Source organism: Actinomyces sp. ph3 (assembly GCF_000308055.1).
GTDB lineage: Bacteria > Actinomycetota > Actinomycetes > Actinomycetales > Actinomycetaceae > Pauljensenia.
This window is the reverse complement of sequence record NZ_CAGY01000008.1, coordinates 1-15,147: the sequence shown is the minus strand read 5'-3', so window position 1 is coordinate 15,147 and position 15,147 is coordinate 1. Positions and strand designations below refer to the sequence as shown.

9 protein-coding genes are annotated in these 15,147 nt (G+C 54.9%); 6 read left to right on the top strand and 3 right to left on the bottom strand.

Features of this window, described 5'->3' with window-relative positions; genetic code table 11:
* Positions 1-247: 247 nt before the first annotated feature.
* Positions 248-2,482, top strand: a complete 2,235-nt coding sequence (locus HGAS_RS07595; protein ID WP_233993745.1) for a VaFE repeat-containing surface-anchored protein — start codon at positions 248-250, stop codon at positions 2,480-2,482.
* A gap of 123 nt (positions 2,483-2,605) precedes the next feature.
* Here the strand turns inward: HGAS_RS07595 and HGAS_RS07590 are convergent, their stop codons facing one another.
* Together HGAS_RS07590 and HGAS_RS07585 are read right to left on the bottom strand one after the other, a co-directional pair.
* The gene (locus tag HGAS_RS07590) at positions 2,606-2,854 is read right to left on the bottom strand and encodes a WhiB family transcriptional regulator (protein WP_009408183.1); all 249 of its coding nucleotides are present in this window, start codon (positions 2,852-2,854) and stop codon (positions 2,606-2,608) included.
* A gap of 146 nt (positions 2,855-3,000) precedes the next feature.
* Complete coding sequence (locus HGAS_RS07585; protein WP_019127207.1) at positions 3,001-6,102, bottom strand: FtsK/SpoIIIE domain-containing protein; 3,102 nt, start codon at positions 6,100-6,102, stop codon at positions 3,001-3,003.
* A gap of 218 nt (positions 6,103-6,320) precedes the next feature.
* On the opposite strand from HGAS_RS07585, the gene ligA reads away from it, so the two are divergent.
* Positions 6,321-8,648: an NAD-dependent DNA ligase LigA gene (gene ligA, locus HGAS_RS07580; protein ID WP_019127206.1), complete on the top strand. Its 2,328-nt coding sequence runs from the start codon at positions 6,321-6,323 to the stop codon at positions 8,646-8,648.
* Here the strand turns inward: ligA and HGAS_RS07575 are convergent.
* The gene (locus tag HGAS_RS07575) at positions 8,645-9,907 is read right to left on the bottom strand and encodes a phospholipase D-like domain-containing protein (protein WP_019127205.1); all 1,263 of its coding nucleotides are present in this window, start codon (positions 9,905-9,907) and stop codon (positions 8,645-8,647) included. The two genes, ligA and HGAS_RS07575, sit on opposite strands and share 4 nt — an antisense overlap.
* Before the next feature lie 76 nt (positions 9,908-9,983).
* On the opposite strand from HGAS_RS07575, the gene gatC reads away from it, so the two are divergent.
* The 4 genes from gatC (at position 9,984) to HGAS_RS07555 (ending at position 14,938) form a co-directional block, all read left to right on the top strand.
* The gene (gene gatC / locus HGAS_RS07570; protein WP_019127204.1) at positions 9,984-10,280 is read left to right on the top strand and encodes an Asp-tRNA(Asn)/Glu-tRNA(Gln) amidotransferase subunit GatC; all 297 of its coding nucleotides are present in this window, start codon (positions 9,984-9,986) and stop codon (positions 10,278-10,280) included.
* Positions 10,280-11,785, top strand: a complete 1,506-nt coding sequence (gene gatA, locus HGAS_RS07565; protein ID WP_019127203.1) for an Asp-tRNA(Asn)/Glu-tRNA(Gln) amidotransferase subunit GatA — start codon at positions 10,280-10,282, stop codon at positions 11,783-11,785. The genes gatC and gatA overlap by 1 nt, the downstream gene beginning before the upstream one ends.
* On the top strand, positions 11,785-13,281 hold the full coding sequence (gene gatB, locus HGAS_RS07560) for an Asp-tRNA(Asn)/Glu-tRNA(Gln) amidotransferase subunit GatB (RefSeq protein ID WP_019127202.1): 1,497 nt from the start codon (positions 11,785-11,787) through the stop codon (positions 13,279-13,281). Before gatA ends, gatB begins: the two co-directional genes overlap by 1 nt.
* Before the next feature lie 229 nt (positions 13,282-13,510).
* Positions 13,511-14,938 carry an NAD(P)-dependent malic enzyme gene (locus HGAS_RS07555; protein ID WP_019127201.1) on the top strand — a complete coding sequence of 476 codons (1,428 nt, stop codon included), beginning with the start codon at positions 13,511-13,513 and terminating at the stop codon, positions 14,936-14,938.
* The last annotated feature ends 209 nt before the right edge of the window (positions 14,939-15,147 follow it).

The following is a 15,147-nucleotide window of genomic DNA, read 5'->3' as shown; positions in this document are numbered from 1 at the left end:
AGCGCGGGCAGTGCTTTATCCGTAGCGCTGTTCGATCATGGGCTGATCGCTGGATGAGATTTCGCGTTGTTTGAGCAGCAACTTTGTCCACAGGTCAAGCTCAGAAACTAGTTATCCACAGATTTTGCATCCTCGTCCCGAAGCGATGAGGCATCCTCATACCCTCGCATCATGGAGGAGCGACCTCCACTGATTGCGAAAGGAATGATCCATGATCGGGAGGCATCCGAATATTCAAAAAGGCTGGGTGCATCGTGCAAGAAAGGGAACTGTTGCACTGGTCTTTGCAACGGCAATTGGAACTCTCAGCGGACTTGCGTTGAATCCACAGCCGGCGCACGCGCTCTTTGAAGGAAACGGTATGTACGTTAAAGGCGTTGGAGCGCAATCTGTTGGAGGATTTTGGCTGGGGGCTTACACCGCACCGCACAACGTTGAGACGCGTTACCCGGTGTGGTGCACACACATGTGGCGAGCAAACCCCAAGCCTCAGGACACCGCATCGATTACAGATTTGGGAGAGTCCAAGCGCTGGGGGCCGGATGAGCTTGATCTTTCGACCGCGCAAATGGCATGGCTTCTTGATCGCTACCAGGATGATCGACACCAGGAAAACCGTGCGGCGCTCTCATTCCTGATTCACGCGAATTTTGAAGGAGACCAGTCGGGGAAGAACACTCAAGATTCCGTCAACAGTTTGGTTGACGGCGTACGACATCAGCTGCCGCAAGTTTTCGACAGGGCAAAAGATTACGTGCGTCAAGCAAAGGAATCAGCTGTTACGACCTACGAAAATGGAAGCGTAGAAACCCAGACTCCTCGCACTGGCGTACTTAAAGACCTCGGCGTGAAGAATGAAAAAGGGGAGTGGATTCCAAAACTGAAACTCCACCTCATGCTTATTGGTCCTGCACGTTTCACTTCCACGGGAACCAGTCAATGGGATGGAGAAACGCAAGGAAATGCCCTGAGTCTTGAGTGGGAAGCAACCGGTAATGGAACCGTGAAATGGGTAGGAAACTACGAAAACCCTGTGCGCTCTACACTCACGAAATACGGAGTTAACCCGGCGACTCAGGACACGGCCTCGTACGGGAACAGGCCAGGCGGCGACAAGGAAGAAAAGCGCCTCAAGGGAGGGACCTGGAAGGTGCTCATGGACTTTCAGCCAATGGGACGATCACAAGTAGACCAAACCAGCGTGAAGGACAATACCCTGAGCGATACTGTCACGGCCTTTGCGGACCCCAATTACGGTGATGGAAAGTGGATCAATGATGAGCACGGACCGATACCGGTCGCCTTCGAAGGGACTGCTTACGATCTGGGGACCGAACCTCCAAATGAGCCTTTGGATACACGTTTCATCTCGAAGGATATGCGAGTTCTTGGAAGCACAACGGTCATTTTTCGAGGAGAAGGGGAGCGCCAGGTCAGTATTCCTCTTCCTGAAGGACAGGCAAAACCAGGATTTGTTTCTTGGGTATGGAGGGTGCGTAAAGAAGCCCAGGGACAATACTCTCCCCTTATCCACGCCGATTGGGCCGATCAGCTGGGACTCACTCATGAAACGCAAGTGATTCCCTGGAAGATCCAGATTCACTCTGCCGCACAGCTCAAAGAGACCAATGGGGGAGACTTCTTAATCGATGATCTATGGGTTAGCGGCTTCCCGGAAAGACACACTTATTGGAATGGTTCTGAAAGAATCGCTGCCGACACATCGCACATGCGTCATCGTCTGCTTTTCTTCCCCCAAGGGCTTGAGGTTCTTGAAGAAAACCGGGAAAAAGCAGAAGAAATTGGAGCTGTCGAGGTTCCTGCAAGGAATGGATACTATCCATCGCTTGGTGATCTTCGATTCGCAGTGGACCCGCAACGCATCGGAACCTACGTGTTTACAACAGAGTTTGATGGTGACGGGCGCGTTGAAGCCTTCCGTTCCAGCGTCGAGGATCCGCACGAACAGTACACGCTACAAGCGCCCTCGATCATTCGCCTAGCAACACGTGCTCGCGATGGAGGTGATGGTGACCAAGTCATTGGTCGCTCGGGGCCATCCAAGATCGTTGACCAGGTTTGCTATGAAGGTCTCGAGGCAGGGGAACGTTACTTGCTGAAAGCAAATGTGGTTGACCGAGAAAGTGGTGAACCATTGAGCGCTGCTGGTCGACCGGTAGAAGGAACAGCTGATTTCACTGCTGAGACAGCATCTGGCTGTGCAGAGGTGATGATTAATGTCCAGGGAGAAGACATCAAAGCAAAGAGCGTTGTCATCTTTGAAGATCTATTTCACTCTGATCAGCGAATCGCATTCCATCGAGATATTAATGCCGCTCAGCAAACCCTCAACGTAGAACAACCCAAGCCTCCAAAGGTTGCTCGTACTGGCACTCCGGGTGTACTGATCATCTCGCTCGCGGGAGTTGGGGCCCTTGCTGGTGGGGTGCTCTACCGTCGGGGAAGGAAAGGATGCCTATAGTCGCATTGGTATCTGAGGCGACTGACCAGATCGGAGGGGATGAGCCTTAGATAAGCAGACCTAAAAATGAGTGGTGGTGGGAACGACTGCGTTCCCACCACCACTCATGTGTGCAGGCAATTCTCAGGACATACGACGGGCGCGCGCTGCGCGGCGCTTGAGGGAGCGACGTTCCTCTTCGCTCATCCCTCCCCAAACACCAGAGTCCTGATTGTTGTCGAGTGCCCACTGCAGGCAGATTGCTTGAACTGCGCATTCACGACAAACTGCCTTGGCTTCAGCCGCCTGTGCGATGGCCGGACCCGTATTTCCGATCGGGAAAAAGAGTTCTGGGTCGACGCTGAGACATGCGGCTTTACTCCGCCAATCCATTATGGGTACTCCTTCAAGAGCGTAAGTGCAGGCAGGGGCTGCCCGCACCGAACAAAAAACAACAGTCCTTAGTTTCGGGGATTGGCGAGTGTATATCAAGAGTCAAGAGGCCATAAAAAACACAAATTGCTGTGTAAGACGTCACGTTATTTAAAAGTCAGGACGAAACGCCCAGCAGAGCCATGATGAACAATTACCCCGGAATAAGAATTCCAAGAATGTGCATATAAAGAACTGGGAAAACTCTGGCAATTCTGGGCGATGAATCGAAGTGCCTCTTTGGGTGGATTCGCGAAAAGTAGCAGTTCGGTGCGGTTTTCAAGCGCCCTCATCCACTGTGAGTGCTCGAAATGGTGAATGATGCAACCTGCATTTATTGCTCTAAGAGCGTCAATTAATACCGAATTCTCTTCTCCAATAAATGTGCAATTATTTTCAGAAAATAAGAACCGTTTTAATTGTGCGCCGTAACGAATGATATACGAATGAATTCGCATGTCAGGGCTGGTTTTGGTAAGTGAAGCAACTCTAGATTGGGACGTTGCTGGGGTGATCGGGAAGTGCGGTCTTTGTTGGTCTAGAGCGGATGCATCGAGTGCGGCCGATGGAAGGGAAGAGCAAGAGTTCAATCGATGGGGTGCCGCGGTGCCCAATTGCCCCTGACAGTCGTGAAGTATCTGATTCCACGATGGGATGCTCAGCGGTAAAGAGGGCTTCACGGAATCGGAGCATAAGCAGAGTAAAGACTTGTGAGCACTGCTCCAAAGCTGAGAGGGGGAATCTGTACACTCGGCTCCGCGGATTGCTGGGCAGGTTTCCGTAATTTGGGGATTGGGAATCTCATGCCAAATGTGTTCATAGGAACCAAAAAGTGTGCGTGGGGTAAACCGGCCTGATACATCGCTGGCAATGAGAACAATGTTGACGCCATCGCATGAGCGAGTGAACTGGCCCCACAGATCATGAGCACGAAGAACTCCCAAGCACTCTTCCAACATATGTAGGGTCCCTTCGATATCCTCGAGCCAGATAACGCATGGAGCGCGATGACAAAGGTCTTCGCAAAGAACCCCAAAATCCACGATGTCACGTATCAGGTAGTCGGGCGAAGTTACGCTTGAACGCGGGGTGCCCGAATCAATCGACACTCCGCAAAGAGGAAAGCCCAGCGAATCGCTTAAGGTCGTTGCACACGAACGAGTGAGTAACGCAAGCTTGCTCGTCGAACTCCCAGAACCGCTCATCATGATATTTCCGTGTTGCCACCTAAGACATCGGTGTGCACCATTCTCGATCCCGTCGATGAGCCCAATGGGTATGCCCCCTTCTGAAGAGTGCAGCTGATCGAGATCGCCGCGTGTGAGCTGAGAGGGCAAAGAAGGACACCACAAGGGCGTGCCAATGGAATCTGACTGCCTCTTCGAAATCGAAGCGATGATCTGTTCGATATTCCTGCAATATGCAAATTGGACAGGCTTTCCGGAACCGAGTAATGCTCTGCCAGGAATACGGGGAAGGTGTGCAGCCTCTGCGCTGCCAATGACGCTGTGTGAATCAGATTCAGAGACACAGCGAAGCGCAATCCGTAGTTCTGTGTTGGCACGCATGTGAGCGTTGATCGAGGCGCCAGGATGCTGGGTCGCGTAGATCAAATGCAAACCAAGTGAACGTCCCTGAGCCGCAAGCCTAGAGAAGGTCTCGAGGGTTTCCGGATGCAGATCGGCAAGAACTTGGAATTCATCAATGACGATGAGGATCCGAGGAGGCGGGGGAGGAACACACTCTTGAAGAAAACGTTCATGCCACTGTGAGAGGTCCTTGACTGCGTATTGTGCAAATTGCGCTTCTCGCGTCGCAATGCACGACGCAAGACCTCTGAGAGCTCGCGAGGAATGACCAAGGTTAAGGTCGGTCAAAACGGTCTCAGTGTGAGGGAGCGCAGTGAGGGGAGTAAGGGCAGATCCTCCTTTGTAGTCCACCAAAACCAAGCGGAGGCGTGAAGGGGAGTATCTCGCGCATAATCCTAGAAGCCACGTTCGAAGCGCCTCCGATTTTCCGCTACCTGTTGTGCCGGCAATAAGGGCATGAGGTCCGTGCTCCACGAGGTCGATGGAAACAATTCCTGAGGTGTCTTTCCCAATGGGTGTCCGTAACCCCTCACTGCTATCGATTACTTCAAATGGAAGTTCATCGAAATCGACGTGTTTGGGAATGGAAGCAGAAAGTGCATCTCTGCCCAACATCTTCCACCACGCAATAGACACAGGCGTGCGGGAAGCGGGTATCACTGCGTGACACCATGTTGGAAGTTCACTGAAATGAGGCGCCCAGGCAAGGTGAATAATTTCATCCCCGCTCTCATCCTCACCCGGAGCGTGAAGTCTGATGCGTATACGAGAGGGCCCAGAATTAGTGGAACCCGGGCCAGGGTAGTTCTGCCTTCCGATATCGATAAGTTCATCATTTCCATCGTTGACGCGTGCTCCTCCCAACTGCGCCGCGAGCTGAGCCGCGCACCACAAAGCGCTCAACTTGGCCTCGGGGCCAACAAAACCAAGATATGTTTCCCCGCCGCTGCGAGAAACCGCGTGAGCTTTCCCGCGCCCAATTTGGTTGGGATAGATCAGGAGGAACGAAGATTCTGAGCTGGAAGGAGCTGCAGCTTCAAGAAGAAGTGCAAGTCCCGCTGCATCAATCCGATGTATGGGTTTTCGTCGTTTCATGACTACTATCCCGAGGATTGACATGCTGATGAGGGGAAGGGCAATTAGAAGAAGCGACATTCCACCGTAAACTCCCATGATCAGCATGCGAATCGCCATGAAAAGCAGAAGCGGAACAATGCCAATGAAGGACATCGCGGGTAGACGCCTGGAATCGCGGGAGGAAGAAGGAAAAGAAAGATCGCGCGGCCGTTGACGCAACTGGTAATAGTCAGTTGAAGAGTGACCGCCTACTTTGAGTTGCATCCCTCTGGCGGGGGTATATATATGCTTCGCGCGTAGGCGTCGCCACGGGATGAAAGCCGCCGGGCGAATCCAGATTTGCGCAGCCTCACTGTCGAGAAGGAAACTCATGCGCTCGCGGCCTCGGCGATCGGTGAAGATCTGTATCTGTGCGGGAAATTCTTGAGGGTGCCCCAAGGGAGAAACAATTAGTCCAATGTTTGGCCCACTCACGCATGCAAAATGCCACGAGGAGCGAAGGGCAGCTTGAAGAAGCGTTGGAGCCAAGGGAACATCTCCCACGAGTCTGATCACCTCCTAAAACATCGCTGCGTAAGCACGTGAACTGTGTAGTTGCGCGAGGCCGGTTTCTCTTCAAATTCCAGCCTTGACCAGCCTTCGTGCTCGCGCCCGTGAAAGGGGAAAGCTGTGGAAAACGCCGATTCTCTGTCCTACCTGTTGATGAACAACAAGAAGATCTGCGTGTGGGGAACAAGCGCGCCCTGAAAGGAGATGACACAATGACAAGCATGAGTGAAGAGGAACGCCAGCTAGTTGACCGCTACCACCAACTCATTCAGGAAGTTGATGATGCACGAGCGGCGTACTACAACCGTGATGCTCCTGTGTTGTCGGATGCAGAGTATGACAAGCTCTACCGCGAACTCGAAGACTTTGAGGCACAATACCCGCAGTATCGCAGTGCAGATTCTCCGACCACTCGGGTTGGTGGCGCGGCTTCGGAAGCCTTTGCTCCTGTTGAACACCTCCAGCAGATGACCAGCCTGGACGATGTTTTTTCTTTGGAAGAGCTCGCAGGCTGGGAAACCCGAATGGCTAATGACACGGGTTGCAGCGATCTGGACATGCTCACCGAGGTCAAGATTGACGGTCTTGCAGTCAATTTGCTCTATGAAAATGGCGTACTCTCTCGAGCAGCAACGCGAGGTGACGGGTGGGTTGGCGAAGACGTCACCGCCAATGTCCGGACAATCTCGTGTATTCCTCATCGTTTGAAGGGCGTGGTTCCCGCCCGCGTTGAAATCCGCGGCGAGGTCTACTTTCCAACGAAGGATTTTGAATCTCTTAACGCTGAGCGCGTCCGCACAGGTGAGGCACCCTTTGTGAACGCTCGCAATGCAGCTGCTGGTTCTTTGCGTCAAAAAGACTCGAAGAAAACCGCTGAACGGCCTCTTGCGATGTTGGCGCACGGCATTGGTTTTGTCGAAGCCGGAGATAGCGGCTTTACAGAACCCGATACCTTGTCTGGGTGGTTTGAGTGCCTGAAAAATTGGGGAATGCCGGTCTCTCCGCACACTAAGCTCCTGTGTGGTCGCGAGGCGATCGAGAAGCGTATCGGTGAATTGGGAGCTCAACGACACTCTTTGGAACATGAGATCGATGGGGTTGTCGTCAAGATCAACGATCGAGCGATCCAGGCAAGCCTGGGGACAACCTCGCGTGCTCCGCGTTGGGCCGCCGCCTATAAATTCCCACCGGAAGAGGTTAATACTCGCCTCCTTGATATCCGAGTCCAAGTGGGTCGTACTGGGCGCGTGACACCTTACGGCGTCATGGAGCGTATTCTCGTCGCCGGTTCTCACGTCTCACGCGCAACCTTGCACAACGCTAGTGAAGTTGCCCGAAAAGGCGTTCTGATTGGCGACCTTGTTGTTTTGCGGAAAGCCGGGGATGTTATCCCCGAGATCGTCGCCCCCGTAGTCGCTGCCCGCGATGGCAGTGAATATCCCTTCGTTATGCCGGAGAACTGCCCTTCGTGTGGGACGAAGCTGGCTCCCCAGAAGGAAGGGGATGTGGATCTTCGTTGCCCGAACCAAGCGGGGTGCCCGGCACAAATTACCGAGCGGATTGCTCACTTGGGTGCCCGCTCCGCCTTGGACATTGAAGGACTTGGGGACGAGGCTGCGCTTGCCCTTACCCAGCCCGAGGCCAATCGCGATGAGGTTGCCGCCGCGCTCGCGGCAGGGCGGACTGTTTTCCTGGAAAACGGGACCGCGCTGCACATGGAAAACACCGACACACTGACTCATGGCGAATTGATCGGTGATGCCGAGGCCCTTCTTTCCCCCGTTCAAACGCCAGTTTTGTCCTCGGAAAGCGATGTTTTCAGCCTCGAAGCTGAACAGCTACGCGATGTCATGGTGTGGAAGCCCGTGACCAAGGAAGGCCAAGAAACCGGGGACTGGATGCAGGTTCGGTATTTTTGGACTAAGGCATGGAAACAGAAGGGAAATAGCGGAGTCTATACTCCGGTTGAGAGCACTCCTTCGAAGAATACGAAGATGATGCTTGAGCAGATCGAGGCCGCAAAAGAGCGCCCGCTTGCACGCATTCTGGTTGCGCTCTCGATCCGCCATGTTGGGCCAACTGCAGCCTCAGCTCTGGCAATGACCTTCCCCTCGATGGATCTCTTAATGGAGGCTTCCGTCGAGCAACTCGCGCAAGTCGATGGTGTTGGTCAAGTAATTGCTCAATCTTTGCGGGAATGGTTCGACGTAGATTGGCATGTGGAAATTATTCGTGCGTGGCAAGCTGCGGGAGTCCGTATGGAAGATGAAGTTCGCGAGGATATCGAACAGACCCTCGAAGGTCTGACCGTTGTCGTTTCAGGAGCAATGCCCGGCTACACGCGAGAGGGCGCGAAGGAAGCGATCGTCGCCCGAGGAGGAAAGGCCTCGGGATCGGTATCAAAGAAGACATCGCTGGTCATCGCAGGGCCCGGTGCGGGTTCGAAAGCCGCAAAGGCCGAGGCCCTGGGAGTGCCCGTCGTTGACGAAAGCTATTTTGAGCGGGTACTTGAGCAGGGGCTCGCCGCCCTCGATGACTAAACGATGAACTCGAAGGGGTGCAGAAGACGCTCGGAAATTCGGGTGAGCAGTGAGCGTTCTTCCCATTCCTCGAAGCTAAGCTTGCGCGCATTGGTCAGGTCAAGCTCAAAGATCCGATCCATCGTTGCCGCGAAGGCTTGCGAACGGAATTGGACATTGACTTCGTAGTTGCCCTGCAGGGAAAGCCTGTCGATATTTGCGGTTCCGACAGTTGACCAGACTCCGTCAATCGTCATGGTCTTGGAGTGGATCATTGCATCCTGGTACAGCCAGATTTCCACCCCTTCTTTCAACAGTGGCCCGTGATAGGGACGTGCAACCCAGTCGGCGAGGATGTGGTTGGAATACTCGGGGATCAGAATCTGTACCCGGACCCCGCGACGCGCTGCGTGTACCAGGGATTCGAAAATCTCTCGGTCAGGGATGAAATACGCACTGGTGATACGAATTGAGTGCTGCGCCCGATCGATTGCGTCGATGTAGAGGCCTCGAACGGGGTAGAGCAAGCGTGAAGGCTGATTGAAGGCCAGTGATACATCGCTGTCCCATTTGGGCGCTCGAATGCGCGGAAGTTTAGGCTGTCCACGGCGTTTGAAGTGATTCCAGAAGTCAATGAAGCCGTACTTCAACTCTGCAACTGCGTCCCCCGTTACGCGCACGTGGGTATCGCGCCATTCAAGGGCGAATGGATCACCAATGTTGTAGCCGCCGACGAAGGCAACACGGTCGTCGACGACCATGATCTTGCGGTGATCACGACCTGTCTTGCGCAGGTTGAAGGTAAACATTCCCGAACGGATTTCAGGGAAACGGCGGATGTAAAGGTGGGGAGTCTTGGGGAAGACGTAAAAGAATGGGTCTTGGTTCATGACAGCAAAGCCGTCGTAAACGATGTGCACGTCGACCCCGCGCTGCGCTGCGGCTACGAGTGCTGATTTGAAACGTTTACCCCATGTGTCCGAGCGCCAAATATACGATTCGAAGAAGATGTAGTCCTTTGCCGAGGTGATTGCTTCAAGCATGTCCTCATAAAGAGAGGTGCCCTCGGTATAGGTGCGAACATCCGTCCCATCGACTTCGGTGTCTAGGGGAGGGAAAGTCGGGAAACCGCCTGCGACCTGCGGAACGCGGTCTTTACGGAGCTTATCAACGATATGGATGCCGATCAGTGCCGCTGCTTGGGCACCCACAAGCGCTGCTCCAGTGATTTTCAGTGCCTTGAGGGTACGCGAAGAAAAAGACAGTCGATGATGAGACATGTTTTAAGCCTACTCAAAAGTGACCACCGATGGGCATGGTATGAGAGGTGCGCCCCGGGCGGGTATCATCCTTGTTATGGCAAGGATCAGTACTGATGAGGTCACCCGTGTGGCGGGATTGGCTCGAATTGCACTTACACCCGAAGAAATCACCAGAATTGCTGGTGAGCTAGACGTTATTACCGAGGCCGTTGCAAAGGTCTCCGAGGTTGCGACCCCGGACGTACCCGCGACCTCGCACCCCATTCCACTGTCGAATGTGTGGCGTGAAGACGTCGTTGGCCCAACGCTTGACCGCGACGAGGTTTTGGCGCAGGCCCCCGCACAAGAAGACGGAATGTTCTTGGTTCCGCAGATTTTGGAGGAGGACTGATGAATCCGTTGCTGAAGAAGTCCGCCTGCGAGCTTGCTGACCTGCTCCGTAGCGGTGAAATTACCTCTGTTGAGCTCACTCAGGCGTGCTTGGATCGCATCGATGCGATTGACCCCAAGGTTCACGCCTTCCTGTATGTCGATCGTGAGGGTGCTCTTGCAACTGCTGCCGACGTGGATGCGCGTCGTGCCGCTGGGGAAGAACTGCCTCGCTTGGCGGGCGTGCCCATCGCGGTCAAGGACAACATGGTGACCCGAGGCGTTCCCACGACATGCGCTTCGAAGATCCTTGAGGGATGGCTGCCTCCCTACGATGCAACCGTCGTCGAGCTTTTGCACAAGGCTGGAATGCCCATCCTGGGTAAGACCAATATGGACGAGTTCGCTATGGGCTCCTCGACCGAGCACTCCGCTTACGGTCGCACCGGCAACCCGTGGGATCTTGATCGTATCCCCGGTGGTTCCGGAGGTGGCTCTGCTGCAGCTGTTGCGTCTTTCATGGCACCTCTGGCTTTGGGTTCTGATACTGGTGGTTCGATCCGTCAGCCCGGCGCTGTGACGGGTACCGTGGGCGCAAAGCCCACATACGGCGCAGTTTCGCGTTACGGACTGATCGCTATGGCCTCGTCGCTGGACCAGATTGGCCCTGTAACCCGCACGGTTGAGGACGCGGCTGCGCTGACAGAGGTGATCGGTGGCTACGATCCCCACGACTCGACCTCCCTGAATGAGCCGGTTCCTGCGCTCTCTGAAAGTGTTGCTCAGGTCGCCAAGGACGGGAAGATCGAGGGGCTGCGCGTTGGCGTTGTCCGCGAACTTTCCGGTGAGGGCTACCAAGATGATGTTCTCGAGGCCTTCAACGCGACCGTTGAGAAGTTGCGTGCCGCCGGGGCTGAGATCGTTGAGGTTTCCTGCCCAAGCTTCGATTACGCACTTGCTGCCTACTACCTGATTATGCCGGCTGAGGTTTCCTCGAACTTGGCACGTTTCGACGGTATGCGTTATGGCATCCGCGTCGAGCCCAGCGAAGGCCCTGTTACCGCAGAGCGCGTTATGGCAGCGACTCGTGAAGCCGGTTTCGGTGATGAAGTGAAGCGCCGTATTATCTTGGGCACTCACGTCCTATCGGCAGGCTTCTTCGACGCCTACTACGGAAGCGCGCAGAAGGTTCGTACCCTGATTCAGCGCGACTTCGCGCGTGTCTTTGAAGAGGTCGATGTTCTGGTCTCGCCGACCTGTCCGACAACGGCATTCCGTTTCGGAGAGAAGATGGATGATCCCATGGCGATGTACCTCAATGACATCGCGACCATCCCTGCAAACCTTGCCGGAATTCCTGCGATGAGTGTTCCAAACGCCGTCAGTGCCGAGGGACTTCCCGTTGGATTCCAGATTCTTGCTCCGGCTCACCACGACCTCAAGATGTACGAAGTCGCAAGCCTCGTTGAGCAACTCAGTGGCGATATCGCGGGTAACTGCCCCGCAGCGCAGTGGGAGGAAAACTAATGACTGAGCTGATGGATTACCAGGAGGCTACTGCTTCCTTCGATCCGGTTCTCGGAATTGAAGTTCACGTCGAGTTGGGTACCGCGACCAAGATGTTCGATGCGGCTCCCAACGCCTTCGGTGGCGACCCGAATACCTACGTGACCCCCGTGTCGCTTGGTCTTCCCGGCTCGCTCCCCGTGGTCAACCACCAGGCAGTCGAATACGCGATCAAGATCGGCCTCGCATTGAATTGCTCAATTGCCAAGAGTTGCCGTTTCGCGCGTAAGAACTACTTCTACCCGGACCTGACCAAGGCTTTCCAGACCTCACAGTCAGATGAGCCCATCGCTTATGACGGCTATGTGGATGTTGAGCTAGAGGACGGCACCATGTTCCGCGTTCAGATTGAGCGTGCGCACATGGAAGAAGACGCCGGAAAGAATACTCACATCGGTGGTGCGGATGGTCGTATTCAGGGTGCGGACCACTCGCTGGTTGACTACAACCGTGCGGGCGTCCCCTTGGTTGAGATCGTGACCCGTCCTATTGAAGGAGCAGGGGAGCGAGCACCTGAGGTTGCCGCTGCATACGTTCAGGCACTGCGCGATATCTTTCGTACCCTTGGCGTCTCTGAGGCGCGTATGGAGCGCGGAAATGTCCGTGCCGATATCAACGTTTCTCTTCGTCCGACCCCGACCTCTCCTTTGGGGACTCGAACCGAAACCAAGAACGTGAACTCTTTTAGGGGTATCGCGAACGCTGTTCGTTTCGAGATTCAGCGACAGGCGCAGATCTTGGCTGACGGTGGATCAGTTCTTCAGGAAACCCGTCACTTCCACGAGGAAGACGGAACGACCTCGTCCGGTCGTGAAAAGTCCGATGCAGAGGATTACCGCTACTTCCCCGAGCCGGATCTTGTCCCGGTTGTTCCCTCTGAGGAATGGGTTGAATCCCTGCGTCAGTCCCTGCCTGAGCTTCCGATCGCCAAGAGGCGCCGTCTGCGCGAGCAATGGGGTTTTGCGGATAAGGAAATGCGCGACGTCATCAACGCGGGTGCGCTTGAACTCATCGAGGCAACCGTCGAAGCCGGAACTGATCCCGCAGCTGCACGTAAGTGGTGGATGGGTGAACTGGCGCGTTACTCGAAGGATAATCAGGTTGCGCTTGAGGAACTCCCGGTTTCTCCGGCTCAGATCGCGCAGCTCCAGTCCTTGGTGGATAGCGGTCGCCTGACCGACAAGCTTGCTCGTCAAGTCCTTGAAGGTGTTCTTGCGGGTGAAGGTGATCCCGAGCAGGTCGTTGCTGCACGCGGACTTGAAGTTGTTTCTGACGAGGGTGCACTCACTGCAGCCGTTCAGGAAGCACTGGACGCAAATCCCGATATCGTCGAGAAGATCAAGGGTGGCAAGGTTCAGGCCGCTGGTGCTCTTGTCGGTGCGGTGATGAAGGCTACCCGTGGCCAGGCAGATGCTGCCCGCGTTCGCGAACTTATTATGGAAATGGTTGGCGCTTGATCCTTCGTTGATTAAATGCCCGTGGCCCGGTCTGCACAGCAGACCGGGCCCTTTCCATGCCTGTCGAGGGTTGAGGAGCGCAGGGGGGCGAAGAATCGGGACTTCATACCACGGCCTCGGAAAATAGGCTCAAAATGGACACTGCTGCACCCGCGCACTGGCGCGGCTACGATGGAGGAGGAGTCCTTCTCGGCTCTCCTCAAAACAATCGGATATGCAAAGGTGACCAATGCGTACTTCTCCGTCATACACCGCGTCCTACCGTCTTGAAGTCGACGAAGCCAACCTTTCGGTTTCGCAGATCGTGGATGCCGTTTCTGCTACCGGTGCTCAGATTAAAGGCCTTGATGTTGCCGATTCTGACCGTGGTCGCATCGTTATTGACCTCACCTGCGACATGCGTGATTCCGAACATCGCCGCGAGGTTGAAAAAGTTCTCGATGACCTTGAAGGTGTTCACACCTCTTCCGTGGCAGACCAGACCTTCATGGCCCACGTCGGCGGCAAGATCGAGGTTAAGCCCAAGGTTCCTCTGCGTAACCGTGACGATCTTTCTCGCGCATACACCCCCGGTGTTGCACGTGTCTGCACAGCGATTCATGACACGCCTTCTAAGGCCCACCTGTTGACCATGAAGGCCAATTCTGTCGCCGTTGTCTCGGACGGTACCGCGGTTCTTGGCTTGGGCGATATCGGCCCTGAAGCTGCTCTTCCCGTGATGGAAGGCAAGGCCGTTCTGTTCAAGCAGTTTGGTGATGTTGATGCATGGCCCGTTGTCCTTGATACCAAGGACACTGAGGAAATCATTTCGATTGTTAAGGCAATCGCACCCGCATATGGTGGCATTAACCTCGAGGACATTTCTGCTCCCCGCTGCTTCGAAATTGAAGAGCGTCTGCGCGCAGAGCTCGATATCCCGGTTTTCCACGACGATCAGCACGGCACGGCAATCGTTGTGCTGGCAGCACTGATCAATGCGCTCAAGCTCGTGAACAAGAAGATCGAGGACGTGCGCATCGTCGTCTCCGGCGTTGGTGCAGCAGGCTCCGCAATCATCAAGCTCCTGCTGGCTCAAGGTGCGCGCGACATTGTCGGCTACGGTCGTACTGGCGCGCTTGCAGGTGATGACATCGAGGGTATGCACCCCTCACGCGCATGGTTGGCGCAAAATACGAACCCGCGCTTGGTTCATGGCAGCCTGAAGGAAGGCATTGTCGATGCCGATGTCTTCATTGGTGTCTCCCACGGCAACATCTTGGAGCCTTCGGATATCGCGAAGATGGCTCCGGGTGCGATCGTTTTTGCTCTTGCAAATCCGACCCCCGAGGTCGATCCGATTGCAGCTGCTGAATACGCCTCGATCGTTGCGACCGGTCGTAGCGACTACCCGAACCAGATCAACAATGTTCTGGCCTTCCCGGGCCTGTTCCGTGGCCTCCTGGATGCAAAGGTCAAGGAGATCACGACCGAGGTTCTGCGCGTAGCTGCAAACGCAATTGCCGATGTGATTAGCCCCGACGAGCTTTCGCCGAACTACATCATCCCCGGTGTCTTCAACGAGGCCGTCCCCGGCGCAGTTTCGAAGGCAGTGCGTCAGGCGGTCCACGACCTTCCGACCATTGATATCCCCGTTCAAGAGCACATGGATGCTCGCTGAGTAGGGGGACTTACTGGGAAGTGGGTGTGCTTGGGTAGCGTAACCGCCTTTCTCAAAACACCCGCCTAAGCCAAAAATCGCAGGACCTGCCTATTTGTGAGGCAGGTCCTGCTTTTGTTGATATACGCATATATCCCATTGGAATTTAGCCGTTTTTCGATGAGTGTTTGCTGGCTGAGCATTCAGAAATGGTGGTATCACTGGCTTTT

Coding starts and splice junctions, on each gene's coding strand:
- gatA (WP_019127203.1), top strand. CDS start 10,280: ATGAATCCGTTGCTGAAGAAGTCCGCCTGCGAGCTTGCTGACCTGCTC.
- gatC (WP_019127204.1), top strand. CDS start 9,984: ATGGCAAGGATCAGTACTGATGAGGTCACCCGTGTGGCGGGATTGGCT.
- gatB (WP_019127202.1), top strand. CDS start 11,785: ATGACTGAGCTGATGGATTACCAGGAGGCTACTGCTTCCTTCGATCCG.
- HGAS_RS07555 (WP_019127201.1), top strand. CDS start 13,511: ATGCGTACTTCTCCGTCATACACCGCGTCCTACCGTCTTGAAGTCGAC.
- HGAS_RS07590 (WP_009408183.1), bottom strand. CDS start 2,854: ATGGATTGGCGGAGTAAAGCCGCATGTCTCAGCGTCGACCCAGAACTC.
- HGAS_RS07575 (WP_019127205.1), bottom strand. CDS start 9,907: ATGTCTCATCATCGACTGTCTTTTTCTTCGCGTACCCTCAAGGCACTG.
- ligA (WP_019127206.1), top strand. CDS start 6,321: ATGACAAGCATGAGTGAAGAGGAACGCCAGCTAGTTGACCGCTACCAC.